This is a genomic window from Deltaproteobacteria bacterium (assembly GCA_016874755.1).
In the GTDB taxonomy this organism is placed as follows: Bacteria; Desulfobacterota; Binatia; order UBA9968; family UBA9968; genus DP-20.
In genome coordinates this window covers 62,328-88,278 of record VGTH01000017.1, presented here as the reverse complement: position 1 = coordinate 88,278, position 25,951 = coordinate 62,328, and the positions used below count along the sequence as shown (strand labels likewise).

The 25,951-nt window shown below is 58.4% G+C and carries 20 protein-coding genes and 2 pseudogenes; 20 read left to right on the top strand and 2 right to left on the bottom strand.

The window, feature by feature from the left end; genetic code table 11:
- Positions 1–116 precede the first annotated feature (116 nt).
- Positions 117–1,175, bottom strand: coding sequence for an ABC transporter substrate-binding protein (locus FJ145_12460; protein ID MBM4262227.1), 1,059 nt, complete (start codon positions 1,173–1,175; stop codon positions 117–119).
- 3 nt (positions 1,176–1,178) lie between these two features.
- Complete coding sequence (locus FJ145_12455) at positions 1,179–2,264, bottom strand: cupin domain-containing protein (GenBank protein ID MBM4262226.1); 1,086 nt, start codon at positions 2,262–2,264, stop codon at positions 1,179–1,181.
- A 271-nt stretch (positions 2,265–2,535) separates the two neighbouring features.
- On the opposite strand from FJ145_12455, the gene FJ145_12450 reads away from it, so the two are divergent.
- From FJ145_12450 to FJ145_12355, 20 genes and pseudogenes are all read left to right on the top strand, one after another.
- Positions 2,536–3,117: a CHRD domain-containing protein gene (locus tag FJ145_12450; protein ID MBM4262225.1), complete on the top strand. Its 582-nt coding sequence runs from the start codon at positions 2,536–2,538 to the stop codon at positions 3,115–3,117.
- Between the two features lie 301 nt (positions 3,118–3,418).
- Positions 3,419–4,555, top strand: a complete 1,137-nt coding sequence (locus tag FJ145_12445; protein MBM4262224.1) for a hypothetical protein — start codon at positions 3,419–3,421, stop codon at positions 4,553–4,555.
- A gap of 2 nt (positions 4,556–4,557) precedes the next feature.
- Positions 4,558–5,583 (top strand): hypothetical protein, encoded by a 1,026-nt coding sequence (locus FJ145_12440; protein ID MBM4262223.1) that lies wholly within the window; start codon positions 4,558–4,560, stop codon positions 5,581–5,583.
- Positions 5,584–5,712: 129 nt separating this feature from the next.
- A pseudogene (locus FJ145_12435) lies at positions 5,713–5,799 on the top strand (transcriptional regulator).
- 264 nt (positions 5,800–6,063) lie between these two features.
- Positions 6,064–6,167: pseudogene (locus FJ145_12430) on the top strand (IS110 family transposase).
- A gap of 470 nt (positions 6,168–6,637) precedes the next feature.
- Complete coding sequence (locus FJ145_12425) at positions 6,638–7,852, top strand: hypothetical protein (protein ID MBM4262222.1); 1,215 nt, start codon at positions 6,638–6,640, stop codon at positions 7,850–7,852.
- Between the two features lie 129 nt (positions 7,853–7,981).
- On the top strand, positions 7,982–8,554 hold the full coding sequence (locus FJ145_12420; GenBank protein ID MBM4262221.1) for a CoA pyrophosphatase: 573 nt from the start codon (positions 7,982–7,984) through the stop codon (positions 8,552–8,554).
- Positions 8,555–8,992: 438 nt separating this feature from the next.
- On the top strand, positions 8,993–10,210 hold the full coding sequence (locus FJ145_12415; protein MBM4262220.1) for a hypothetical protein: 1,218 nt from the start codon (positions 8,993–8,995) through the stop codon (positions 10,208–10,210).
- A 245-nt stretch (positions 10,211–10,455) separates the two neighbouring features.
- Entirely contained in the window at positions 10,456–11,565 is a 1,110-nt protein-coding gene (locus FJ145_12410) for an acyl-CoA dehydrogenase (protein ID MBM4262219.1), read from the top strand.
- Between the two features lie 330 nt (positions 11,566–11,895).
- On the top strand, positions 11,896–12,357 hold the full coding sequence (greA, locus tag FJ145_12405) for a transcription elongation factor GreA (protein MBM4262218.1): 462 nt from the start codon (positions 11,896–11,898) through the stop codon (positions 12,355–12,357).
- 42 nt (positions 12,358–12,399) lie between these two features.
- Positions 12,400–14,379: a hypothetical protein gene (locus FJ145_12400; GenBank protein MBM4262217.1), complete on the top strand. Its 1,980-nt coding sequence runs from the start codon at positions 12,400–12,402 to the stop codon at positions 14,377–14,379.
- Complete coding sequence (locus tag FJ145_12395; protein ID MBM4262216.1) at positions 14,376–15,119, top strand: hypothetical protein; 744 nt, start codon at positions 14,376–14,378, stop codon at positions 15,117–15,119. Before FJ145_12400 ends, FJ145_12395 begins: the two co-directional genes overlap by 4 nt.
- On the top strand, positions 15,116–16,531 hold the full coding sequence (locus FJ145_12390; protein MBM4262215.1) for a hypothetical protein: 1,416 nt from the start codon (positions 15,116–15,118) through the stop codon (positions 16,529–16,531). The genes FJ145_12395 and FJ145_12390 overlap by 4 nt, the downstream gene beginning before the upstream one ends.
- A 273-nt stretch (positions 16,532–16,804) precedes the next feature.
- On the top strand, positions 16,805–17,812 hold the full coding sequence (locus FJ145_12385) for a MoxR family ATPase (GenBank protein ID MBM4262214.1): 1,008 nt from the start codon (positions 16,805–16,807) through the stop codon (positions 17,810–17,812).
- Positions 17,809–18,873 carry a DUF58 domain-containing protein gene (locus tag FJ145_12380; protein ID MBM4262213.1) on the top strand — a complete coding sequence of 355 codons (1,065 nt, stop codon included), beginning with the start codon at positions 17,809–17,811 and terminating at the stop codon, positions 18,871–18,873. Before FJ145_12385 ends, FJ145_12380 begins: the two co-directional genes overlap by 4 nt.
- Before the next feature lie 140 nt (positions 18,874–19,013).
- A complete protein-coding gene (locus tag FJ145_12375) occupies positions 19,014–23,360 on the top strand; it encodes a VWA domain-containing protein (GenBank protein MBM4262212.1) in 4,347 nt (1,448 codons plus the stop codon).
- A 165-nt stretch (positions 23,361–23,525) separates the two neighbouring features.
- Positions 23,526–24,536 carry an ABC transporter substrate-binding protein gene (locus tag FJ145_12370; GenBank protein MBM4262211.1) on the top strand — a complete coding sequence of 337 codons (1,011 nt, stop codon included), beginning with the start codon at positions 23,526–23,528 and terminating at the stop codon, positions 24,534–24,536.
- A 344-nt stretch (positions 24,537–24,880) separates the two neighbouring features.
- Positions 24,881–25,075 carry a hypothetical protein gene (locus FJ145_12365; protein MBM4262210.1) on the top strand — a complete coding sequence of 65 codons (195 nt, stop codon included), beginning with the start codon at positions 24,881–24,883 and terminating at the stop codon, positions 25,073–25,075.
- Positions 25,076–25,217: 142 nt separating this feature from the next.
- Positions 25,218–25,565: a 4,5-dioxygenase gene (locus tag FJ145_12360; protein ID MBM4262209.1), complete on the top strand. Its 348-nt coding sequence runs from the start codon at positions 25,218–25,220 to the stop codon at positions 25,563–25,565.
- Positions 25,566–25,571: 6 nt separating this feature from the next.
- Entirely contained in the window at positions 25,572–25,940 is a 369-nt protein-coding gene (locus FJ145_12355; protein MBM4262208.1) for a DUF2007 domain-containing protein, read from the top strand.
- The last annotated feature ends 11 nt before the right edge of the window (positions 25,941–25,951 follow it).

Sequence of the window (25,951 nt, the reverse complement as noted above, 5' to 3'; positions counted from 1 at the left end):
GAGTAACCACGAAATACACGAAACACACGAAAATAAATTCGAAACCTTTCACGTATTTCGTGTGTTTCGTGGTTGTTCTAATCCGGACTCTGTGCCCCCGTACTCCGTGGTGAATCTTACTTTCTTATCCCCAGCTCCCGCTGCGCGTCTTGCAGCGGCGCCGGGTCGACGATTTCGCTCAGCGGCAGTTCCTTCGCCAGTTTCATTTCCGCCTTGGCTTGGTCCAAGACCAGGCGCAGACCGTCCGCCGGAATCGTGCCGTCGGCGCTGAAGACTTTCCACGTCGACTCCCAGGAGGCCACGGCGTGCTCGCGCTCGAGTCTCGCCCAATCGGCCAGCACGCGCACCGCGCCTTCTTTGTCGTCGCGGATGAAACGGTTGGCGCGCACCAGCGATTTGACGACCTTTCTTACCTCCTGCGGTCGCTCTTTGAGCGCTTTCAAATTCGTCCCGATGCCGATGAAGGGAAAGTTGAACTGCTCGTGCGCGCGGGTCAGCACGTGAAAGCCCATCTGGCTACCAAGCGTGTCCCCCGGTGGCGAAATGATCGACACTTGGACGATGTTTTCTTTGAGCGCCGCGAGTCGGGCGCGATCGGGACCGAGGGCGAGATACTTGACTTCTTTGTCGGCGTCGATGCCGGCGTTGCGGAACCACATGCGTGATAGCACTTCGTCCGTGCCGCCAAAGTTGGCGATGCCGATGGTTTTGCCTTTGAGATCTTTGAGCGACTTATATTCCGGCCGCGCGATCAGGGCGTAGGTCGGGCTGTCGAGTAGGCTCGCCAGCGCGCGAATCGGCAAACCGCGCAGCGCGGCGCGAACGACCGAGCCGAACAACAGCGTATAGCCGACGTCGCCGGTGGTCATGGCGGCGAGCGTATTCGGCGTGTTCATGCGGATAATCTCAACGTCGAGCCCTTCGTCGCGAAAGAAGCCACGCCGCAATGCGACACCGGTCGGGAGGAACGACATGTTAAGATTGGTCACCGCGATGCGGACTTTATCGGCGGCCTCTGCGGTGTGGGTGAGTGGGTAAAGTGCGATTAAGAAGAAGATGAGCAGCCGCAGAAATTGCCTCGCGCAAAGGACGCGAAGGACGCAAAGGTAAGAATAGTTTTTTTCCGAACTTTGCGGCCTTTGCGCCTTTGCGCGAGGCAATCCGAATCGGAACATCGTCTATGCCGCCTTGTACACGCCGGTCATCTGGCTTACGACACCGCGCTTGGCGGCTTGCTCTTCGAACATCTGCCGAATGCGCGGATCCTCATCCTCGTACTCGATCTGGTCGCCGCCGTTCTTGACGCTTTCCGAAGTGCCCCATTGCTTTCTCAAGCCGGGGAATTTGCGGCTGCTAAACGGCTTCAGCGCCAAATAGCGCGCCGGCTCGCGGCCGACGTTGAAATGTTGGTGGAACCAGCGCTCGGGTGGCACCATCAAGCTGCCGGCGCGCCAGTTGTAGCGCTTGATGTCGTCGCCCTCTTTCCACATTACCGAGAAACCTTCGCCCTTGAGAATAATCACGTGGGCGCCGGCGCCGTGGCGGTGGGCTTTTTTGTAGGTGCCGACTGGAAACTGCGAGATATGCGCCGACATGACGTTGTTAGACATCTCGATCATCAACATTTTGCCGCCGGCGCCGCGGTCTTTGCGCTCGGGCAGCTCATAGCTGCGCACGTCGCGAATGAAATTGGTGTCGTGAAAACCCTCGCCGGGAATTTTCGCGTTGCCGCTGAAAAAATCTTCCTCGCCAGCGTAGCGGTCACTGAATTTGTAGTCGCAATTAAAAACAAAATCGATGTTGTGGTAGAGGTTCAACACCGTCGGCGCATTGGTCATTGCCAACAGCCGCACCGGTTTGTCGCCGGCGCCGTTGAAGTGCTGGTAGGTCGCGTTGAGCGGCGGCGAGAACAGCGCGCCTTCGCCCCACTCAAACGTTTGTTTCTTGCCACCCTCCTGCCAGATGGTCGTGGCGCCATGGCCGCTGACGACAAACAAGAGTGTCTCGAACATGTGCTTTTGCGGCGCGAGCGCTTTCCCGGGCGCGATCTCGCAGATGTAACAATTGTTCACGCCTTCGGATCCTTCGAGGTTCAAATACACACCGCGCCCGTCGACACGCGGCCACCGTGCGAGGTCCACCTTATTGATGTCCTCGATGTGAAAACCGCCAAGAGCAGGAATGCCCTCGCGCTCGAGAAATAGTTCATATGTCGTTCTAGCGCCAAGCTCGTTACCGGCACGTTTGAGATTGGGTGCAACCATAATTGTAAGTCCTCTCAATTTGGCTAAGTAAATTCTGCTGATCTTTAGTATGGCGCCAGCGAGCGGTCAAGCAGTCCGACTTAAAAAGGATTCTTGTCGGCTGCTCTTACTTGTCAATAAATCTTACAGACTCGATCGGGGATTTCCGTATGATCCTCCGATCGAGTGTTAAAAATTTTGCTGAGGCCTATTTACAATTTGTTTGACAATCACATCCTGTCGCAACTAGGATTGGCCCCGTCTGAAGAAACAACCTGGAGGAGGACTGCCTATGAAACGACTAATTACCCCGCTTGTTTTAGCAGCTCTTATGCTGAGTGCCTCGACAGGCCTTGCGGTGCCAATCAGATATGCGGTGAACCTCACCGGCGCTGCGGAAAACCCATCGAACAACTCGCCGGGTACGGGCAATGCGGTTGTCATCATCGACACTGATGCCAATACCCTTTTTATCCAGGCGAGCTTTAGTGGATTGGTGGCGAACACCAGCGATGCGCATATTCATTGCTGTGTAGCCCCTCCAGGAAATGTGGCTGTCGCGGTTCCTGGGGTAGGCGCGTTGCCGGGGTTTCCATTAGGAGTCACTTCTGGAACTTATCAAAACACCTTAAACACGGAAGCAACGACGACATACCGGCCTGCATTTTTGACCAACAATGGTGGCACTGGTGCTGGAGCCGAAGCTGCCTTGGCCGCAGGACTTGCGAGCGGCCAAGCTTATTTCAATATTCATTCAAGCCAATTTCCAGGCGGCGAAATCCGAGGGTTTCTGCAGCGGGTTGCAGAGCCGTCTGCTCTGCTTCTGCTTGGTTTGGGCGCGCTGTTGACCGGTTTGGTATCTCAGCGCAAATAGATTTTTCACGGTTACTGCAGCGGATTTCGCCGCTCACTAGAGGCCCGGCTCACGAGAGACCGGGCCTCTTTTTTTGGGTCCAACCAGCAGAACGACGATCGAGAGAGAAAAAACTTTGCGTTGGGTCTTCATGCGACTCACCTACGCCGGTGCCCTATTATTGTCAATCGTAGTCGATTCACTCGGTCGTCGGAGTGGCCGTGGGCGCGGTTGACTCATCGCGGCGAGTCGTCCTATTTATGGTTGTCGCAAACAGAAATCGTCGGGCCAGTCGCCGCGCCAATCGCGAAAGGAGTTAACTATGAGAGATGGATTCAAAGTCATCGATGCCGACCGCCACGTGCTCGAGCCGTCGGATTTGTTCGCCAAATATTTGCCGGAAAAATTTCGCAGCCGCGTGGAAATTCGCGGGCCCAATCAATCCTATCGGTTAGTCGACGGCGAAAAAATTTCCGACGCCGACCAGTTGCGCGATGCCGCCAAGCAGGAAGATTACGGCTTTACTTTCGCCGCGTCGAAGCGCTGGCGCGAGACCTTCGCTGAGGCGTTGGCATCGAAGTTTGATGCCAAGTCGAATGTGCGCGATATGGACAAAGAAGGCGTCGACCTCGGCGTGCTGTTCCCCACGGTGGGTCTCTACATCATGTGGCGTGACAACCTCGATCCGGAACTCTCTGCCGCGATCTGCCGGGCCTACAATACCTGGATGTCCGATTACTGCAGCGAGAGCGACAAGCGGCTCTACGGCGTCTGCCTGATTCCGCTGCAAGATCCCAAGCGCGCGGTGCAAGAATTGGAGCATGCCAAAAAACTCGGGCTGGTCGGTATTTTTTGGCGGCCCAACAAGATTTGCGGCCGCACCATGGCGAGCCCCGACTACGATCCAGTCTATGCCGCCGCGGCCGATCTCGGCATGACCGTCTGCGTCCACGAAGGGGCGCGCACGGCTTTGCCGCAGGCGGGCTCGGACCGCTACAGCGAATTTGGCCGGCATATCGCCTGCCATCCGTTGGAACAGATGCTCGCTTGTTTGAACTTGTGTGCTGATGGCGTGTTAGAGAAATTTCCCAAGTTAAAAGTCGCCCATCTCGAGTCCGGCTGCGGCTGGGTGCCGTTCTGGTTGGAGCGCATGGACGAGCACTGGGAGCACGAGGGCCAGGGGCGTGAGGCGGTGACCAAGAATAAACCGAGCTATTATTTTAAGCGCCAGTGCTGGACCAGCAGCGAAGCAGGCGAAGAATTGGCGCCAGCCTACGTCGAGCATGTCGGCGAGGACTATCTCGTGGTTGCGACTGACTATCCGCACAGCGACTGCATCGGCAAATTTCCCGATCGCACCGTCGGCGACATGACCAAGAACGATCACCTTTCCAAAGCAGCGCGGCGGAAAATCTTGTGGGACAATCCGGTGCGCATGTACGGCCTGGAGGTTAACTAACAATGGCTAAGTTTCACGTAGTTTATTTTGGCAGCAACGACGTACCGGAAAGTCTGATTCGGCCGATCTTGAAAGAGATCGACGCCGACATGACCATCCGCCGCCCGGTGACTGAGGCCGACGTCGTCGAGATGTCCAAGGACGCCGACGGCATCATCATGCACGGCTCGGTGCCGCTGTCCAAAGACACCATCAGCAAGATGAAACGAGTCAAGGTCGTCGCGCGCACCGGCGTCGGCGTCGACCGCATGGACCTCGCGGCGGCGAAGGAATACGGCTTGACGATCTGCAACGCGGCTGGCTGCAACTCTATCGAAGTCGCTGAGCAGGCCATCGGTTTGATGATCGCGATTTCGCGCAAGCTCATGCGCATGAACCAGTACGTTCATGAGGGCAAGTGGAAGCGCCACACCGCCGAGTTGCACGCCTATCGCGGCCCCGTCTATCGCATTCAGGGCCGCACCATGGGCATCGTCGGCCTGGGCCACGTCGGCAAGCAAGTGGCGCCGCGCGCCCAGGGCATGCGCTTGAACGTGCAGACCTACGACCCCTATCTCGATCCGAAGATCGCCGAGCAGATGGGCGTGAAAATGGTTTCTTTCGACGAGCTGGTGAAGACCTCTGACTTCATCAGCGTGCACGCGCCGCTGACCAAGGGCACGAGAAAAATGTTCAGCACACCGCAGTTCAAAATGATGAAAAACACGGCGTACTTGATCAACTGCGCCCGCGGCGGCCTGGTTGACAGCGACGCGCTGTTCGACGCACTGGTCGCCGGCGAGTTGCGCGGTGCAGCATTGGATGTAACGGAGCCGGAACCGCTGCCCGCCGATCACAAGCTGTTAACACTGCCCAATGTCATCGTCACCTGCCACACCTCAGCAAACTCGGACGAGTCGTACATCGATTGCCAAAGCCACGCGGCGAGGGAAGTCGCCAACGTGCTGAGCGGCAAGGGACCGACCACCGAGATCAAAGATCCGTGGTTGTTGGATGAAGCGCAGGATGAGGGGTTTGGGGGGGTCTAATACTTAATCGTTGCTTTGATGTCAAAGGCCCGAGGAGTTTTCACTCGGGCCTTTTTTGCGCGAAAAGATTTTACATCTCCGTATTCTTTGATTGGGGCTTTCCCCGCCCAGGGTATCATAGGTAACTTGCGTATAATTCCAAACGCGCAGGCCGTATCGCTGATCAGTCTCGTGAAGCGTTACCCGGACACCGTTGAGCGTCTTGCCAGCATCTGACTCCGCGGTTAGCGTCGTCCGCCGCAGCAGTGAAAGCATGTTGCTTGACGCACAACGAAACTCCGGCTTCTATGTGTTCCAACGGAACGAGTATTTGATTTACAGGCACACGCCGACTCCCAGCCAAAAGAAAGTGGAAATCAAAGCGCGATCCTATTGGATTCTCCGTTTAAGAGCTAAAAGCCGACTTGATAATCATCTAGCCGAATTCTCCAGTAGGCAGTAATTTGAGGAATGAAATTTGTGCCGAAGGAGGAAACGGAGATGAAATTGTACGGAGCTATTGATCTACACTCGAATAACAACGTGGTGGTGTTGAGCGACGAGGAGGACGCGTTGTCTATGAGAAGCGCTTGCCGAATGATCTGGCGTTGATCACGCAGCAACTGGCGGCGTACCGGGAATCACGCGAAGGCATCGTCGTCGAGTCAACCTTCAACTGGTACTGGCTGGTCGACGGACTGATGGACCACAAGCCACACACACACACAAAGGGGTCCCACACAAAGGGGTCGAGTCGACTTTTAGCTCATAAGCACGTGACACCAGGCCCGCGCGATCCGACAAGACTTCACGTCGGAGCGCGATATACGCCATATCTACGGTCGCTCTGTTGGAAATTGAATGTAGCGGAATCCACGCCGAATTTGCGGTGGAAATCCAAAGTGCGGGGTTTTATCCATCGTCGGTCAGGCGTGACAAATCAGACCCTTAGGTTGGGTTAGCGTCGTTTAGCCCAATAGCAAAATCCGAAATTCGAAACCGATTAGGTAAGGGTTGCGCCCCCGATGACTTTGATGCAGGCTTGGCGAGAGACAGCGGAACAGGAGAGCTACTGATGGATTTTAGTTTGCAACCGGATACGCCGGAGATCAGCGCGTTTCGCCAAGAGGTGCGCGCGTGGTTGGCGGAAAATATGAAGGGCAGCGAGCATCTGCGCTGGTCGGGCAATTGGTCGACGCGCGAGAATGACGAGGAGTATAAATTTCGCCGCGCGCTCGCGGGCAAGCTCGGGCAGAAGCGCTGGCTGTTTCCCACTTACCCGGTGCAATACGGTGGCGGCGGGCTCACGCTCGATCATCAGTTCGTCCTTGAAACCGAGATCGATCGCTACGGCTTGCCGCTGAGCGCCGTATTCTACACGCTGGCGCGATTGGTCGCGCCGGCGCTCATGAAGTTCGGCACCGAGGCGCAAAAGCAAGAGTTTTTACCGCCCATGATGCGCGGTGAGTTGGCGATTTGGCAAGTGCTGACCGAGCCCCAGGGGGGCAGCGACGTCGCCAACTGCCAGACCAAGGCGATACGCGATGGCGACGAGTTCATTGTTAACGGCCAGAAGATCTTGGTCGGCCATCATCTGCCGCCGGATTTTCTTTGGACGCTGGTCTGCACCAATCCCGCCGGCAAGCGCCATGAAAACTTGGGCTGGCTCTACATTCCAGCCAATTTGCCCGGCATTGAGATTCAACATTTGCACTTGATGATGGGCATCAAGAACGCCGTGTTCTTCGACAACGTTCGGGTGCCGGCGAAATATCTGGTCGGTGGCGAAAACAATGGCTGGCAAGTTGCCAACAGCTACCTGGAGCTCGAGCACGGCGGCGGCGGCAGCGTCGCGGAACATCCGTTGCTTAAACGCTTGATCGAGCATTGCCAAAAGGCGCAATTCGATGGCGCGAGCTTGATGGAAGATCAAGATGTGCGCGATGTCATTGCCGATCTGCTCAACGATCTCGACGTGCAGCGTTTGATGGGGCTGCGCAACTTTTGGCATCGTTACGTGAAAGATCCCCATCCGTACGGCGGGCCGCAATTTCTCTACTACCAGCGCATGGTTCGCCTGCGCAATTCCGAACGGGTGCAGAAGATTTGCGGCTTCGAAGCGCTGGTGCCTGACCTATCGGTCCATGAAATAGCCGATTTCGAATACACCGTGCGCAGCGGCCCCGGCTGGCTCCATGGCGGTGGCACCCTCGATACCGACCGTTTGATCATTGCGCGCCGTTTGGGGTTGGGGCGACCGTCGCAGGAAGCCGCGCCGACGACGGTATAAGAGGAGAATTCACCACAAAGGGCCCAGCGCGGTGCAGCCGCAACCGACCGGAAGAATCTCCGGCAAACGTGCAAAGTTTCGGAGGGGAGATATTCACCACGAATGCCACGAAGGTAAGAGAAGAAAGAAATGTTTTTTCCGAACTTCGTGCTCTCGCGTCTTCGTGGTGCAACGTTAGAAATCAGCATGATCGACGCCGCCATTGTCATTCCCGTCTACCGCGCCAGCGACGGTGAGCTGCATATCGTGATGATTTTGCGCAAGCCGGGCGGCGTGCATGGGGATCAGGTGGCGTTTCCCGGTGGAAAATATGATCCGGAAGACGAGACCATGCTCGACACGGCGCTGCGCGAAGTGCGCGAGGAGTTGGGGTTGGCGATCGATCGCGCCGACGTGCTGTGCGAGCTGCCGATGACGCAGACGCGGACGACGGGATATCGGGTATTCCCCTACTTAGCGCGCATTGCTGTCCCGAGCCGCTGGGAGATCGCCGAGCGCGAGATTGCTGAGATTATCGACGTGAAGCTGAGCGACCTCACTCGGCCCGGTGCGCACGACAAGATGATCGGCCGTTTCTCGACCTGGCAGAAATCTGAGCAGGTTAGTTTTTATCAAGTCGGGCCGCATCGGCTTTGGGGTTTGTCCTATCGAATTTTGCACCCGGTGATCCCGCGGTTGGTGGCGGGGGAGTGGGATGTCTGAGTCATAACCGCAGAGCCGCCACCAAAGAAAAGAATCGCCGCAAAAAACGCAAAAGTCGCAAAAATGGATTTCGACGGATTCGGAACCCGGAGAATCTAACCGCAAAGCATGTCCTGAGCAAAGTCGAAGGGAACGCAGAGAACGCAAAGAAGAATTCTGACGTAGTAAAGACGGCGATTCATCGACCCCTGGTTCGTTTTGCGCTTCTTGCGGTTATTCTCCGAATCGGATTTTTACTTTGCGTTCCTTGGGTTCTTTGCGGTTAACAAATTCCGAATCCGCGCCTTCTGGGTCTATTGCGGTTAATTTCCTCGTCCGCTTTTTTGTGACCCTTTGTGGTTGAAATTCTCCGGTTCCGATTCGTTAGACATTCGCCTGCGCTTTTAGTAGTACGGAAATCGTGCGGTCACGCCTTGAAGTTAAGAAGGAGAGTTACCCATGGACTTCAATCTAGCCCCCGACAGCCCGGAGATCAGCCCGTTTCGCAAAGAGGTGCGCGAGTGGTTGGCGGAGAACATGAAGGGCAGCGAGCATCTGCGCTGGTCGGCGATCTGGTCGACGCGCGAAGTCGACGAGGAATATCAATTTCGCCGTCGGCTTGCCGGCAAGCTCGGGGCAAAGGGCTGGCTGTTTCCGACCTATCCTAAGAAATACGGCGGCGGCGGGATGACACTCGATCACCAGTTCGTGCTCGAAACCGAGATCGACAAATACGGTTTGCCGTTGGGCTCGGTGTTCTACACGCTGGCACGCTTGGTCGCGCCGGCGCTGATGAAGTTCGGCACTGAAGAGCAAAAGGATGAGTTTCTGCCGCCGATGATGCGCGGCGAGCTAGCGGTCTGGCAGGTGTTGACCGAGCCGCAGGGCGGCAGCGACGTGGCGACCTGTTTGACCAAAGCGATTCGCGACGGCGATCACTATGTCGTCAACGGCCAGAAGATTCTCGTCGGCCATCATTTGCCGCCGGACTATCTCTGGACGCTGGTGTGCACCAACCCGGGCGGCAAGCGCCATGAAAACTTGGGCTGGCTCTACATTCCCGCCAACTTGCCCGGCATTGAGATTCAACATTTGCACTTGATGATGGGCATCAAGAACGCGGTGTTCTTCGACAACGTGCGCGTGCCGGCGAAGAATCTCGTCGGCGGCGAGAACAACGGTTGGAAAGTCGCGAACAGCTACCTGGAATTGGAGCATGGCGGCGGCGGCAGCGTGCAGGAAAATCCCCTGATCAAACGGCTGATCGCCCATTGCCAGAAAGCAAAGTTCGACAGCAAGAGCCTGATGGAAGATCAGGACGTCAGGGATCTGCTTGCCGAGGTGATCAACGATCTCGACGTGCAGCGGCTGATGGGCTTTCGCAACTTCTGGCATCGCCATGTGCGCGATCCGCATCCCTACGGCGGGCCGCAATATCTCTATTGGCAGCGCATGGTCCGGTTGCGCAATTCCGAGCGCGTGCAAAAAATTCTCGGCTTCGAAGCGCTGGTGCCCGACGACACCGTGCATGAGAAGGACGATTTCGAATACACCGTGCGCAGCGGCCCGGGCTGGCTGCACGGCGGCGGCACGCTCGATACCGATCGGTTAATCATCGCGCGGCGATTGGGCTTGGGGCGGCCGAGTGGCGGTGAGGCAGCGCCGACGACGGTGTGAAAAAATGACTCACCACGAAGGCGCGAAGGGCACGAAGTTCGGATAAGAAATTAACCGCAAAAAGCGCAAAAGGCGCAAAACATCAGAGGCTCGGATTCGGAATTTGTTAACCGCAAAGAACGCAAAGTAAAAATCGGATTCGGAGAATGACCGCAAAGACACAATGAGAATTGCTAGGTAGGGGCGGGTTTCAAACCCGCCCTTCCCCCTTGGCGTTCTGTGCGGTTTAAAAATAGGAGTTCCCCATGGATCTCAAACTCAACGACGATCAGAACATGTTAAAGAAGGTGACGTCGGATTTCATAAAGTCCGAGGCGCCGTCTTACACCGTTACGGAATGGTATCGGACTAAGAAGTTTTTTATTCCCGAGCTGTACAAAAAGACGGCGGAAGTCGGTTGGCTCGGCATGACCGTGCCTGATGAGTTTGGCGGCGGTGGGACGGCGTACACCGATTGCGGTGTCGTCTTCGAGGAATTGGGACGTGGGCCGCTGCCGGGGCCGTACTTTTCTTCGGGCGTGTTGGCGGCGGAGATTGTTCTTGCCGGCGGCTCGGACGCGCAAAAGAAATCGCTGCTGCCGAAAATCTGCGATGGCACCTCCATCGTTATTCCCGCGATCTCCGACGATCCGATTCAATTCGGGCCGCGCTCGGTAGAGACACGGCTTGCTCCTGCCGCCAGTGGCTTTACCCTCAACGGCAAAAAGCGCTTTGTCTTCGACGGCGAGGCGGCGACGAGTTTTATCTGTGCGGCCAAAACCGAGCGGGGTGACGTGGCGCTGGCGTTGGTCGATCGCAATACTCCTGGCGTTACCGTCAAGCCGATCACCGGTTTCATGATTGGGGCGGCGGAAGTGACTTTTGAAAATGTTGTGGTGGCGGCAAATAATTTGATCGGCGACTGGGCCGTGGTCGACCGCGCTTTGATCAAGTCCTTGCCGATGCTCTGTGCCTATCAGGTCGGCGCGTGCCAGGAGATTTTTGAGACGACCAACGAGTACACGCGCACGCGCATTGTTTTCGGCCAGCCGATTGGCCGCTTTCAACGGGTGCAGGATCACTGCGTCGATATCTCGATCCATCTCGACGGCTCGCGCTGGACCACCTATGAAACTCTTTGGAAGCTCGATAACGGCATCGACGCGCGCGCCAGCGCGCACCAGGCCAAGTCCATCGCCAGCGAAGGCTACTATCAAACTTGTCACTTTGCCCACATGGTGTGGGCTGGTCCGGGGACTGACTACAAGCACCCGCTGATGGCGCATAGCGTGTTGGCCAACTCGCTCTATCAGCACTTGGGCACGCCGTTGTATCACAAGCGCGCCATGGTCGATGTGTTGTATCCACGGGCTTAGAGCGCGGCCGTGAGCTGATCGAGAATCAGCAGACGAATCCCGCCGATGTCAAAATCGGACCCCCAAAACCTTGAGCTTGGCACCGCCGGCGGTCACCCGCCGGCTTCGGTTGCATAAAGCGAAGCCGATGCTAAAATATTCCCAGAACTGAACAGCTGGGAGATGCCGAATATTTAAGGCCTCTCGGGAGCGATTCCGAGGGGTTTTTATTTTGTCATCAGCGCGCCGGTCCTGGCGTGCATCCGTTAATGGGTTTCCAGAGGGGGCTGAGCCTCCCCTTTGGTTTTTATCGTCCAGGAGAGTTGAGGAATGGCTGACGCAAGCGTCCCGATGACCACCAAAGGCTACCAGTTCCTGTTGGAAGAATTGAAGCGTTTAAAAACCGTCGAGCGGCCGCGCAACATCCGTGACATCGAAGAAGCGCGCAGTCACGGCGATCTCTCGGAAAATGCCGAGTTTCACGCCGCCAAAGAACGGCAGTCGCTGCTCGATTTTCAGATCCGCGAGTGCGAAGACAAGATCGCGCGCGCGCAGGTGATCGATATCACCAAGCTCTCCGGCGACAAAGTCGTCTTTGGTGCGACGGTGTCGCTGGAAGATGGTGCAACCGGCGACAAGGTGGTATACAAAATTGTCGGCGATCACGAAGCGGAACCGAAGAACGGCAAGATTTCGATCAGCTCTCCCATCGCCCGCGCCTTGATCGGCAAGAGCGAGGGGGACGAAGTTCAGGTCCGCACTCCCACGGGCGTCCGTACTTTCGATATCCTCAGTGTCGACTATGTAGAGTAAGATCGCTGCCGCGCGTGGGCCGGGCCTCTTTGGAAAGGCCGTATGCCCTTTTCAGCCGCCAGGGCTGAGCACAAAGCGAGCGCGAGTTGGCTGACCATTGCAGTGAAATGGGCCGGCAAGTATTTTTATGCTGCCGGCCTTTTGGTTTTCTTGGCTTTCCTACCGGATCTTTGCCGCGCCGATATTTTCCTCGAAGCGCGGGTCGGTTTCCACGGCGTGTTTCAGCTCGGCCGTCCTTTCCCACTGGAAATCGAGCTCAGCAACAACGGCCGTCCCGCCGAGGGCATTCTTGAAGTGCGTGCTTGGAAGGGCGGCGCGACCAGGGGCGGCGCGCTTTATCCGATCGACCATCGGCGCGAAGTTTTTCTTGGTTCTCAGGGACGCAAGACCGTTCAGTTTACCATCGATCCCGATTTCATCAGCCGGCCGCTGGCGATCAAGTTCACTAGCCCGGCCGGCAATGCGGCGCGCGAGCTGGACCTGCGCCGCAACTTCGTGCCGACGCCGCTCATGCTGTTGGTGGGCGATGGCGGCGCGCTGCCGTCGCTCGCTTTGGGCGCGGCCGCGACGAACCGTTTGGTGGCGCTCTCCTTGCCCGAGCTGCCGGGCGATGCGCGGGCGCTGCTCGGCGTGTCGCATTTGATTATTTACGATGCGTCGCTGCGCGAGCTGTCGCGCGCCCAGCTCAACGCCCTCGACACCTGGTTGATCGCCGGCGGGCGCATGGTGATACTCGCCAGCTTGAACTACGCGCTTTATCAGGAAGCATCGCTCAGCCGCTTTCTGCCGGTGCGAGTGAGCGGCGCGCGGCGCATTACGTACACAACTGCGGCGGAAAAAAATCAGCCGGCGCGCTCGGTCGCCGATGTTTGGGCGCAAACCGCCACGTTGACGCAAGGCAAAGTCGTCACCGAAGCGCAGGGTTTGCCGGTGCATGTCGAGCAAAGCCGTGGGCGCGGCAGCGTGGTTTATTTCGCGTTGGATATCGGTCGGCCGCCTCTCTCGGGATGGGCGGGGCTGCCAAGCCTGGTCCAATCGCTCGTCGGAACGGCTGCGGGCGACGAGTCTTCGGTGCGCAGCCAATGGGATGACGCGGTCTTTACCCAGTTGATTCTCAACCCGTCGTTTATTTCGAGCTACGTGCCAACTGGCACAGCGCTCATCGCGTTGGCGGTTTATTTCGCGGGTCTCGGCGTGGTCACCTGGTTGTGGCAGCGTCAAGAGTTGGCGGCGCGGCTTGTGGTGATGAGTCTAGCCGGCTGGATCGCCGCGGCGTCGCTGGGCGGCTACCTCTATTTTAGCCGCGGCGGCAAAATTCCCGATGGCGTCTTGCTGGTGTCGAGTGTGACCGAGCAAAACAGCGAAGGTTTCGTCGAATCGCAATCTAACATCGCCCTGTTCTCGACCCAGAGCCGCAGCTACGAGCTGCAGCCGGAGCGCGGCTGGATCGACCTGCAGCCGGCGGCGGCGCGCGCGCGCGAGCAGGCCGATGCTGTGGTTGTGCGCCAAGACGGCAGCGGCGCCAGCCGCTATCACTTGCCGCTGCGCGAGTGGGACTATAGGCTGTTTCGCATGCGCGCGGTGACGCGGCTGCCGCTGCGCGCGCAGTTCGAAGCGCAGGGCGACAAACTGGCGATGAAGATCGACAATCAAAGCGGTAAAGATCTGGTCGACTGTTGGCTGTTTGTGCCGGGACAGCGCTACGCTCTTGGCGCGATTCAGCGCGGCGCCAGCTTGGCGAAAACTTTTTCGTTAACGAAGCCGGCGGGACAAGACGAGCGCATGACCGATGGCGTCAACTTTCGCGACCTGCATTTCTCTGACAAGACCCGCGACATTCTGTTTCACAGCTCGCTTTTTTCGCGCGAGAACGAAGCGCGCTGGAGCAGCGGCGCCGCCGTGTTCTTCGGCTGGATCAAAGACCCCGAGCCGCGCGTGCGCATCGACGACCCGCAAATTCTCAAGCAGGAGTACGCGCTGTTTCGCGCCATCATTCCACTGGCCAGGGTGGAGGAGGAATGAGAAATAACCCGGTGCTGCGCGAGAGTCTCGCGGTGTTTTTCGTTGAGGGCCAGGGCTTTCAGGTTTACTTCTATTTGCTGGTGATCCTCGCGCCGATTCATTTTTTGTCGCTCTATCTGCCGTCGCTCGATGTGCAAGCCTGGACCGGTTCGGCGGGGCTGTTCAAAATCACCTCAGTGACAACGCTGTTGTTGGTCGCTTATTTCGCGTTGCGTGTGGCCAATCAGGAGTTTGCGCCGTGGCGCTTCAAGGCGCTGCGCCATTGGGTAATGAACGAGCAGCTCGCACCGATGACGATCGGTCGCGGCCAATTGGCTTTTCTCGGTCTGCATGTTCTCTGCTCGCTGGGTTTGTGCCTGCCATTTCTGTTCTGGGCCGCCGCGATTGCGCGCACGCCGCTGGTGACCGTCGGCGGCGCCTTGGCATTGCTGCTTTTCTACACCTTCGCGTACGGTGTCTGGGGCCTAGTTGCGCTGGTGCTGTGGGATCGGCGCGCCGAAAGCCGCCAGGTTTTTGTTCGCTGTTTCTTCTTTGGCTTGCTGCTGCTCTCCGGCCTATTCTACTTGCCGCTTAACCCGGTGGCGTTTCTGCTGGCTTATGTGGGACGGCAGGAACTCGTGCCGTTGAATGTTTTCGGCTGGCGGCTGCCAGCACCGTGGGTCCATTTGAGCTTTCATTTGCTGCTCGGCGCTTTGGGTTTGCTCATGCATCGCTGGGCGCTGCGGCGGGAGCTGGCGTGAACGATCAAGAGCCAAAGCTTGAGCGATCGCTAAAAGCGTTTTTGCGCTGGGAACAGCGCAAGCGGCTCGAGCTCAATTTGGCGGCGCTTGCCTGCTACGCGCTGGCGGCGGCGATCCTGATCTTGTTTCTAGTCGCGCTTTTTGGCGCTGGATTTTCGCCGTGGGTCGCCATCGGCTTTGGGCTCTTGTTCGGCGCGCTGGTGGTTTTCAAGCAACGCTGGCGCGCTCAGGATCGCATCCGAGCCTTGGTGCAGTTGGACAAAGCGCTGCATCTCGACGAGCGCGCCGTCACGGCGTGGGAAGCACTGCGGGGCGGGGAAACCACAGCGGCGCGGCAGTTGGTGATCGAGCAGGCGAGCGAAAAACTCTCGGCCTTTGAGCCGCGCCTGGCGTTCCCACGGCGCTGGAGTTGGCAAGCCTACAGTGTCCTACCGCTTTTGGGTCTCTGGTTGCTGTTGGTTTGGTTAGATGTTTCCGCTTCCACCGGTTCTCGCTTGCACGAGCCGCAGACGCTGGCGCACAGGGTGAAAGCCTTCGCGCGCGAGTTGCAAGAAAAGGCCAAAAGCGAAGGGCTAAAAGAGAGCCTGCAGGCGGGCAAGGAGCTGGAGAAACTGGCGCAGCAAGGTATCGATAAGCAAAACAGCGATGCGCAGATGAAAAAAGAGCTGGCCGGGGCAGCGCAGAAAATCGCCGCGGCCGGCAAGCAGGCGGCCAAAGACGCTGCCATGAACGCCGCGCAGAGCGAGCAAAGCCTGCGCGAGCTCAAAGCCGAGCTGGAGGCGGCGCGCGATTTATTTGGCGATGGGACCGGCGCGCGCGAGCAAGAAGGTTCCTGGCTCGATCGCTTGGCAGCGCTGCCCCAGCTCAAACGCCAGCTCGACAAAGAAGAAAAGGGCGGCGGCGGGATGGGACAGAAAGAGATGAAATCACTGCTCGATAAAATGGAAAAGCAAGTTGCCGGTGAGCTCGATCGCCGCGCGTTGCTCGATGCCGAGCAGTTTCTTCAACAGCCGATGAAGCAGGGGCAGAGCCAACAGGGCGAGGCCAATGCACGCGCGCCGGGGCGTGAACAACAAAGCAGCGCGGGCGATCCCGAAGATGGCGAAAAGGGGCGCAACCCCAGCAACCGCCCCGGCAGTGAGCCCGGGAAAAAGAGCGATGATAAAGAATCGCTGCCGCAGTTTCCCGTGGGTCCGTCGACGCAGGTCAAAGGCACCATCGGCGCAGGAGAAAGCAGCGGCGTGGTCTTCAAAGGCAAACCGACGCCGGGCAAGAGCACGCTTTCGCAGGACGAGATCGTGGCTTCGTACCGGCGCCAAGCCGAGCAGGATCTCAACAGCGAGCGTGTGCCCGAGGCGCTGAAAGAAACGATTCGGAATTACTTCATGTCGTTGGGCGAAGGAAAGAAGTGAGAACGATCGCGGCAAAACCCTTGCGGAGCGAAGGCAACAAGGCATTGCCTCGACGCCGCACCCTGCCTTGCGAAGAGCGGTGCAAGGGTCGAAGGCCAAAGCCAAGAGTCGGCCAGTGTTACGAAAGTTTGGCGCTGATGCCTTCGCTCCTCCAGGGTTTCACCTCGATCGAGTGAGCGTAGTAATTGGCGTAACGGAGTGGAGGAGCGCTGGGCGCGGAACAATACTCCACCACACCATCACTCCTGGTGGGGCATAGGGGAAGGAGGTCATATGGAATCCGTTCAAGATATCGAATCGCGCATGGAGCGCGCGCGGGCGGCGTTCGATCAAGTCAAGGCCGAGCTGGCGCGGGTCATCGTTGGCCATGAAGAGTTGATCGAGCAGGTATTTATCGCGCTGGTCTGCGGCGGCCATTGTTTGCTCGAAGGCGTGCCGGGTTTGGGCAAGACGCTGATGGTGCGCAGTTTGGGCGAAATTCTTAGCCTGAGTTTTTCTCGCGTACAGTTCACGCCCGATCTGATGCCCGCCGACATCACCGGTACAAACGTACTGACCGACGATCCCTCCGGGCGAAAGGTTTTCGAATTCCAGCGCGGGCCGGTGTTTGCGCATATCGTGTTGGCCGACGAGATCAACCGGGCGACGCCGAAGACCCAGTCGGCTTTGCTCGAAGCGATGCAAGAGCAGAGCGTCACCGTCGGCGGCAAGGTGCATCGCTTGGAAAATCCTTTCATGGTGCTGGCGACGCAGAACCCGATCGAAATGGAAGGCACCTACCCGCTGCCGGAAGCCCAAGTAGACCGGTTCTTTTTCAAACTCTTGCTGCAATATCCCAGTCGCGAGGAGCTGAGCCGCATCGCCGACTTGACCACGGCGGCGGCGCCGGCGGCGCTGCGCGAAGTGCTCGATGGCGCGACCATTCTGGCAATGCGCCAATGGGTGCGCGATGTGCCCATCGCCGAAGTGGTTAAGGACTACGCGGTGCGTTTGGTGCTGGCAACCCACGCGCTGCAGTCCAACGGCAACGGTGTCAATGGCGCGGCGCAAAAATATGTTCAGTATGGCTCGAGCCCGCGCGGCTTGCAGAGCACTATCCTCGCGGCCAAAGCGCGCGCGCTGTTTGCCGGACGGCCGAATGTTTCGTTCGACGATATTCGCATCATGCTGCTGCCGAGCCTGCGCCATCGCTTGATCTTGAATTTGGAAGCTGACGCCGAGGGCGTCAACGCGGAGAAAATTCTCGGCGAAGTGATCGAGCAGACCAAGGAAGTGGAATGATGCGTTTGCAGTCTAGGGTCTGGCGTTTGGGGTTAAGATCCGAGCGATTTGCCAGTGCCGCGCGAAAGGCTCGAGAGGCGGTTTGGCGCGTCGCTGACGTTCGCGCGATCTCAAGGTCGGCGAGTCCGGGGGAAGCTGAACGCCAGACGCCAGACGCTAGACGACAGACAGAAAACGCCACACCCGAAACGCTTTTCGACGCCGACTTCCTGCGCAAACTCGAGCGCCTGCGCCTGATCGCCAAGCGGCTGACGTTCGCCAATGCCAAGGGTGAGCATGCGACCTCGCGCCGCGGTTTTAGCTTGGAGTTTTCCGATTACCGGCGCTATCAGCATGGCGACGATCTGCGCTACGTCGACTGGAACGTCTACCGGCGGCTGGACAAATTGTTGTTAAAGATCTTCACGGCTGAAGCAGAACTCAATGTTTATCTCTTGGTCGACACAAGTCTGTCGATGGCACAGGGTGCGCCAACGAAGCTTACCTACGCAAAACAGGTCGCCGCCGCATTGGGTTATATCGGCCTCAAGAACCTCGACCGCGTCGGCGGCGCGTCGTTTTCCGCTGCACTGCATAAGCCGCTGACGCTCGGACGGGGACGCCAGCAGATTCTTAAATTATTTGGTTTTCTGACGCGGCTTTCGTGCGGTGGTGAAACGCAGCTGCGCGCGGCGGTCCATTCGTTCACCAATCTTTTTCGGCAGCCAGGTTTTGTCATCATCGTCAGCGATTTGTTCGATCCCATCGGCTGGCGTGCGGCGCTGGAAGAGTTGACCAACAAAAAGCATCAAGTTTTGACGATTCACATCGTCGATCCACAGGAACTTTCGCCGGAGGCCTACGGCGACGTCGCGCTGCGCGATGTCGAGAACGGCCGCGAGCGCAAGTTTTTTCTCGATGACACATTGATAAAGCGCTACCGCGAGGAGTTGGAGCGCTATTTCGGCGAGATCGAAGCGGTGTGCGCGGCGCGGCATATCGACTACTTACGAACAACCACCGACGTGCCGTTCGATGACTTTGTTTTGCAGGCGCTGCGCCGCGTGAGCAGCGTGAAGTGAATAAGGAACATGCTTCGACAAGCCTGTCCTGAGCCAGGTCGAAGGGCTCAGCATGAACGGAATTTGCCCTTTCTGAGTCCTCCTATTACCCGTTCGTCCTGAGCCTGTCGAAGGACTCCGAGGAGTCTCGTACACAACTTATGCTTTGGGGAGTCCCATACGCTCTCTTGTTACTCGCCGGCGCGCTGCCGCTGATCGTCTTTCTCCATAGTCTCAAACCCAAGGGGCCCAAGCTTTCCACCAGCACGCTGTTCATCTGGGAACGGTTGTTGAAAGAGCAGCCGCTTGGCACGCGGCTGGGTTGGCTGCTGAAAAAAAATCTGTTGCTGATCTTGCAGCTGCTGGCTGCCGCCGCGCTGATCGCGGCGTTGGCCGACCCGGCGCTGCTGCATTTGGCGCCCACATCGGGCGATATGGTTGTTGTGCTCGACTTGAGCGCGAGCATGAAAGCCAAAGGCAAAAGCGGCACGCGCTTCGATGCGGCACGCAAGGAATTTGCCGCGCTGGTCGATTCACTTTCAAGCGGCCGCAAGATGATGGTGATTGGCGCTGGCGCCGAGCCGCGCTTGATCGTGCCGTTTACTTCGGACACTCGTCGGCTGCGCGACATCGCTAAGAGCATCAACGCCACCGATGCGCCCGGGCGCGTCAAAGACGCCATACTGTTCGCCCATGCTTTTTTGAAGCGCGGCAGTCCCGATCAGGTCGTCGTGATCAGCGACGGTGCTTTCACCGGCGCCGAAGAATTCACTCGGCCGGCCGTGCACCTGCGCCTGATCAAAGTCGACGCGGGCAAACCCCAGCCGGCCAATGTCGGCATCGTCGGCTTCGAAGTGCGGCGCCATCCGGAGCAAGCGGCGGCGGAAATCATGGTTCATCTGCGCAATTATACGACCCAAACCGTGCGTGGGCCGCTGGCACTCAAGCTCGGCGACAAAGAGATTTTGCGTGAGACTGTAGAGATTGGCGCCGAGCAGCGGCGCGTGTTGATCTATCCGGCCAATGGATCACTTAGCGGCAATCTCACCGGCAGCCTGGTGGCGCGTTTGGAGATCGATGACGATTTCCCAACCGACAATCAAGCCTATTTGGCGTTGAACGACCGCGCGCCGCTGCGGCTTTTGTACGTTGGGCCGGGCAATCCGCTGCTGAGCAACCTGCTGCGCTTTTTTTCCCATGTGCAAGTGACGACGACACAGAGCTGGGAAGCCGCTCCCGAGAACTCGCACTACGATGTCATGATTTTCGATCGCGTGCCGGTGCCGCCGTCGGTTCAGGGCAATGTGATTCTGATCGATACGGTTCCTGCCCAGGGACCGATCCGGGCCAACGGTAAGATCGCCAACCCCGGCGCGCCGGTGCTAGCGGCCAAGCATCCCGTCGCCGAATCGCTGAGTCTCGGCGATTTGCATGTGCAAGAAATGTCGCGTCTCACCGTCGGTGGTGAAGCGACCGTGATAGCGCGCGCCGGAGGCAATCCTTTGCTGGTGGCGCTCGACCAAGGCAAGCTGCGCGCGCTGATTCTTGGTTTCGACCTGGCGGCGTCCGATCTGCCGCTCCGGATCGCTTTTCCGGTTTTGTTTCATAACGCTCTGGAATGGTTTCAACCGCAGCGCCGCGAGTTCCCCGCGGAAAGCACGCAGGCGGGCGCGCCGTTTGTGCTGCGCTTGCCGGCGGGCGACAGCGATGTCGAACTGCTTACGCCCGCCGGCAAAAAGGAACGGCTCAAGATTGCCGCGAGTCCGTTTGTTTTCGCCGATACTTTCGAAGCCGGCTTTTACGAGTACAAGAGTTCTGGGCGCACCGGCCGCTTGGCGGTGAATTTGCTCGATGAAAACGAATCGCAGATCGCCGCGCCGCCGCAGCTGCACCCGCAGCCGGGCGCCAGCCACGCCCAGAGCACCGCGCAAAACGAGACCGGCTGGCCGTTGTGGCCGAGTTTGCTGGTCGCGACCATCGTGCTGCTTTTTATAGAATGGATCCTCGCTTGGCGCACGCGCCTGCCGCTGTATCCGGCTTTGCTGCGCGCCGGCGCATTGGCGGCTTTGCTGATTGCGTGGATCAATCCAAAGCTATTTTCCTCGGTGGATGCGTTGGACGTGATCTTGAGTGTGGACCTGTCGCGCAGCGTCGGCCAGGAGGCGCGCGAAAAAGCCCTGGCGGTGCTCGAAAGCGTGAACCGCGAAAAGAATCCGCACACGCGCACCGGCCTGCTCGGTTTCGGCCGCGCGCCCGAATGGGAGTTTCTTCCCAAGCAGACCCCGCCGGCAAGTGATTTCGGCGCACCTTTGGACCGCGAAGAGACCGATCTGCAAGCGGCGCTGCAGGCAGCGGTGGCGCAGGTGGGCGAAGGCCGGCAGGGGCGAATCCTCTTGATTTCCGACGGCAACGAAAATCGTGGCGCGGCGTTGCGCGCTGCGCCGCTCTTGCGCGCCCAAGGAACGCAAATCTGGACGCTGCCCGCCAGCCTGGCGCGCGGCCGTAACGAAGTTTATCTCAGCGATTTCACTCTGCCGCAGCAGGTCGACAGCGCCGAGGGCTTTGCCGTCGAAGGTAAAATCGAGAGCGGCCGCGCCGCGCCGGCGCGGGTCCGTTTGCTGCGCGATGGCAAGCTCGTGCATGAAAAAGAAATCGAGCTCAAGCCGGGCAATAACACTGTCAGTTTTCGCGAGAGCTTAACGCAGCGCGGCAACCATTCCTACGAGCTGACGGTGGAGTCGGCCGACGACACGCTGGCGGAGAACAATCTTTTGCAAGGGGTTGTCGAAGTTAAAGGGCCGCCGCGCGTCTTACTCGTGTCCTCAGAGAAAGAGAGTCAAGGCGTGCTCGCGCGGGTTTTGCGCGTGCAGGGCTATGCCGTGGTCGAGTCGACGCCGGCGACGGCGCGCTTGACCTTGGCCGAATTGGCGGCATTCGACCTCTTGGTGCTCGACAATGTGCCGGCTTTTCAATTGACCCACGCCAAGCTGGAGAACGTCGAAAAATATGTGCGCGACCTGGGGGGTGGACTGCTGGTGGTCGGCGGCTCACAGAGCTACGGCGCCGGCGGTTACTATCGAACACCGCTGGAGCGCATTCTCCCCGTGGACATGCGGCCGCCGGCGCGGCTCGATCTGCCCCACGTCGCCTTGCTGTTCGTCTTAGACAAATCCGGCAGCATGGGCGCCGGGCCCGAAGGCGGCACCAAGCTCGATCTCGCCAAGGCCGCGGCGCTGGCGGCAGCCGATATCATGAGCCCGACGGATCAGGTCGGCATTTTAGCTTTCGACGCCAAGTGGGACTGGGCGCTGCCGTTTCGCCAAGTCGGCAAAGGCGAGTGGATCACGGAAAAACTTGCCGGCGTGCAGTCCGATGGCGGCACCGACATGTATAAAGCCATGGTCGAAGCCGCGCGCGTGATGGCGACCAAACAGGCGGCGATCAAACATGTCATCGCGCTCTCCGATGGGCTCACCGACAAGGCCGATTTCAATGCGCTGATCGCCAAGATGGCGCGCGACGGTGTCACGGTATCGACGGTCTCGGTGGGCAACGACGCCGATGTGGCGCTGATGGCGGAAATCGCCAAGCTCGGCAAGGGGCGCGGCTACGTGGCGCTCGATCCGCAGACGGTGCCGCAGATTTTTACCACGGAGACGCTACTGATCTCGCGCGATCTGCTGATCGAAAAGAGCGTCGCACCGACGGTGGTCGCTGGGGACGGGCCGCTGAAAGGGATTGCGCCGAATAGTATCCCGCCGCTGCGCGGCTATGTGCTGACCTATCCGAAGAACCGCGCCGAGTTATTAATGAAGGCCGACAAAGACCCGCTGCTGGCTTCGTGGCGCTACGGCCTGGGTCGCGTGACGGCGTTTACTTCGGACTTGAGCGGCCGTTGGGGCAAAGAGTGGGTGAGTTGGCCGGCGTTGCCGCAATGGGCGAGCCAGCTTAGCCGCGATGCCATGCGTAAACTGCTCGACACGAGAATGCGCACGGAGTTTCACCCCGATGGCGAAGCGGTCAAAGTCGTGACCGATCTAGTTACCAAGGACGGCAAATTCTTGAACCAGCTCAACTTGAAAGCGAGCATCGCGTCGCCCAACCGCGCAACCCAAGAGCAGCGGTTGCAGCAAAGCGCGCCCGGCCGCTACGAAGGCAAGTTCACGCCGGCGCAGCGCGGCGTTCATTTTTTGACGCTTTACGCCGAAGGACAGGCCGGCGCCGCGCCGCTGCAAGTCGCCACCGTGCCTTACATCGCGCCTTATCCCCGGGAGTACCGCGAGCTCAAGCCGAACCTTTCGCTGCTTAGCCGCCTGGCCGAAGAGACCGGCGGCGAGCTGCTCGACGCGGAGAAGTATGAGGCTGGTTTGCAGCGGCTCTACACACCGACGCCCGGCAAAGGCACGCAGGGGCAAGCCACCTGGTGGCCATTGGCAGCGTTGGGGTTGGGGTTGTTTCTGGTGGATTTGATCCTGCGGAGCTTGCCTGCGCGGCCGATGCGAGCTTGACTCTCAACGGCTTCAAGCTACTATTGGACAGTGTGACGACCAAGTTGTTCGAATAATCGAGTAGCTACCTGCCGCCATTGAACATCTCTTCATTTCGTCAGAGCACAAGCGAACTACGGAAATCGTGACAATCAGGGTGCATCACCCGTACCTGAGGAAGCAGAATTGAAAATGCGAAATCGGCTGCCGTTTATTCTCCTAATAACCTGCTTGTTCTTTGCCACCGATCGCGTCCACGCCCAAAAGCTCCAACAGGTCCGCGTCGCTTTGTCGACGCCGACGCCGCATATGGCGCCGCTCTATGTCGCGCGCGACAAGAAGTTCTATGAGAAATATGGGCTCGATGTTCAATTGATTCTCGTCAACAGCGGCTCGCTGGTGGCGCAGATGTTTCAGGCGGGTGAAATCCAATTCACCGCCAATGCGCCGGCGTCGCTGGTGAGCCTGGCGGCGACGGGGGAGAAGTTGAGCTTCTTTTTGGGCTTGAGCAACACCTCGCCGTTTTCGGTGATAACCCAGCCCAACATTCGCCGGGCGCAGGATTTGAAGGGCAAGAAGATCGGCACGGCGCGTTTTGGCGGCTCGTCGCATATTTCGGCGCTGATTGCGATGGAAAGCCTCGGCCTCGACTTGAAACGAGATGGCATCACGCTGATTCAAACCGGTGTCGATCCCGATCGCATGGTCGCGCTGGAAAACAAAGCGATCGACGCCGGCATGCTGCAGCGGGTGGCGACCAAGGTGATGACCGGTAAGGGCTATTACAACTTGCTCAACATGCACGCCGCCAAGACGCCCTATCAAAATACCGGCCTTACGGTGAAGAAAGATTATGCGGCGGCCAATCCAAAAATCGTCGACGGGTTTGCCCGCGCGACCATCGATGCCTACGGCTACATGTTCAAGAAAGAAAACAAACAGGCTGTCAAAGAAGTGATTGCCAAAAGCCTGAGACTGCCCAACGTCGAGGCGGCTGAGGACTTTTATCTAGAGGCCCAAGACGAGCTCGACCGCAAGCCCTACCCGTCGCTAGAAGGGTTCAAGATCGTTATTAAATACGTTGCCGAGCAAAACCCCAAAGCGGCTGCGGTCAAGGCCGAAGAGATCGTCGACAACAGTTGGCTCAAGAAGCTCGATGATGAAAAATACTTCGATAAGGTGTATGGTACCAAGTAGAAAAGGAGGTTAGCCCTCTCCAGACCCGCTTTCGTCGCCAGTGTTCTGGCTCCAGCGTTCGCCCAGCTTGCCACTTCGCTTTGGCGCAACCCCATTTTTCAACCTGGATGCTGCAACGTTGCCCGTGCCTCCCGAGTCTACAACAGCCTTTGTCCGCGTCGTTATTGGCACAGGGCATGCAAAGCAATCTGTGGGTTCATCAGAATTGTCGATTTTCAACGTCTAATAGATCGAAAGGGTCCGGTCCAGGAGAGAAAATCCAAGTGCCGATAGTCAAAAATAGGCGCAGACAAAAAGGTGACAACGGCCATTTAGTCAAAGTTCCGTCAACGGAGGTAAGACGAATGAAGGCTGGTGATCCGCTTAAAACCATCAAACCCATCCGGTCGCAGAAAACCGGCGTTATGCTGCCGCGCGAGGGGACATTCGTGCGCACGGTCGAGAACCTCGGTCGTCAGCTAATCCTGGTCAACTTCGGCAATGCCGGCGAAGAATATTTGTTCCCCGATGAAATCGTTCCCGAGCTGAAAAAAGCTTAAGTTACCACCGCACCCCCTTCTCCCGAGCCCTGCGGCAACGCCGGCAGCGGCTACAGACTGACTTTTCTCAAAAACACCCCTGCTTTGGCATCGACCGGCGATCTTTGATAAGCAATAAATCACAGCGCGTCAGGAGGGTGTCATGGGCGACCGAGTCATAAAAGGCTATCACGCGCACATCTATTACGATCCGAAAACGACGCGCGACGCCGCCACCCGGGTGCGAGCGGGGCTGGCACAGTTTAACGTCCAATTGGGCAGCTGGCATGACGAGCCGGTGGGGCCGCACCTGGATGCCATGTACCAGGCAGTTTTTTCACCCGACGAGTTCGGCAAAGTTGTCCCATGGCTGATGCTCAACCGGGAGGGGTTGTCGGTGCTGGTTCATCCCTCCACCGGCGACGGCTATGGCGACCACATGGTGCGCTCGCTTTGGCTCGGCGATCGACTGAAGTTGAACGAAGCGGTGTTGCGCCGCCACGCCCAGTAAAGCGCGATGACCAAAGTTTACAGCACCAAGGATCTCTTGATGATCGCCCATCTGAAGAACGTGCTGGCGAGCTACGGCATTCGGTGCATTACCAGGAAGACCGACTTGATCAGCGCCGCGGGCGAAATTCCGCCCACTGAATGTTGGCCCGAGTTGTGGGTGATCGATGATAACAAGGCGCTTAAAGCGAAGGCGATCTTGAAGAAAACGCTGGCGCCCATCGCTTCGGTAAAGAAACCTTGGCACTGCGTTGCTTGCAATGAAGTGATCGAAGGCCAGTTTTTGGAATGTTGGAAGTGCGGCCGCAGCCGCGAGGCCAAAAAGAGACCATCGGCCAAAGTCGTGCCCATTTCCCGCGCGCAGCGCAAGCCTTAGTCCATTTTTAG

Coding starts and splice junctions, on each gene's coding strand:
- FJ145_12460 (MBM4262227.1), bottom strand. CDS start 1,175: ATGTTCCGATTCGGATTGCCTCGCGCAAAGGCGCAAAGGCCGCAAAGT.
- FJ145_12455 (MBM4262226.1), bottom strand. CDS start 2,264: ATGGTTGCACCCAATCTCAAACGTGCCGGTAACGAGCTTGGCGCTAGA.
- FJ145_12450 (MBM4262225.1), top strand. CDS start 2,536: ATGAAACGACTAATTACCCCGCTTGTTTTAGCAGCTCTTATGCTGAGT.
- FJ145_12445 (MBM4262224.1), top strand. CDS start 3,419: ATGAGAGATGGATTCAAAGTCATCGATGCCGACCGCCACGTGCTCGAG.
- FJ145_12440 (MBM4262223.1), top strand. CDS start 4,558: ATGGCTAAGTTTCACGTAGTTTATTTTGGCAGCAACGACGTACCGGAA.
- FJ145_12425 (MBM4262222.1), top strand. CDS start 6,638: ATGGATTTTAGTTTGCAACCGGATACGCCGGAGATCAGCGCGTTTCGC.
- FJ145_12420 (MBM4262221.1), top strand. CDS start 7,982: ATGTTTTTTCCGAACTTCGTGCTCTCGCGTCTTCGTGGTGCAACGTTA.
- FJ145_12415 (MBM4262220.1), top strand. CDS start 8,993: ATGGACTTCAATCTAGCCCCCGACAGCCCGGAGATCAGCCCGTTTCGC.
- FJ145_12410 (MBM4262219.1), top strand. CDS start 10,456: ATGGATCTCAAACTCAACGACGATCAGAACATGTTAAAGAAGGTGACG.
- greA (MBM4262218.1), top strand. CDS start 11,896: ATGACCACCAAAGGCTACCAGTTCCTGTTGGAAGAATTGAAGCGTTTA.
- FJ145_12400 (MBM4262217.1), top strand. CDS start 12,400: ATGCCCTTTTCAGCCGCCAGGGCTGAGCACAAAGCGAGCGCGAGTTGG.
- FJ145_12395 (MBM4262216.1), top strand. CDS start 14,376: ATGAGAAATAACCCGGTGCTGCGCGAGAGTCTCGCGGTGTTTTTCGTT.
- FJ145_12385 (MBM4262214.1), top strand. CDS start 16,805: ATGGAATCCGTTCAAGATATCGAATCGCGCATGGAGCGCGCGCGGGCG.
- FJ145_12380 (MBM4262213.1), top strand. CDS start 17,809: ATGATGCGTTTGCAGTCTAGGGTCTGGCGTTTGGGGTTAAGATCCGAG.
- FJ145_12375 (MBM4262212.1), top strand. CDS start 19,014: ATGCTTTGGGGAGTCCCATACGCTCTCTTGTTACTCGCCGGCGCGCTG.
- FJ145_12365 (MBM4262210.1), top strand. CDS start 24,881: ATGAAGGCTGGTGATCCGCTTAAAACCATCAAACCCATCCGGTCGCAG.
- FJ145_12360 (MBM4262209.1), top strand. CDS start 25,218: ATGGGCGACCGAGTCATAAAAGGCTATCACGCGCACATCTATTACGAT.
- FJ145_12355 (MBM4262208.1), top strand. CDS start 25,572: ATGACCAAAGTTTACAGCACCAAGGATCTCTTGATGATCGCCCATCTG.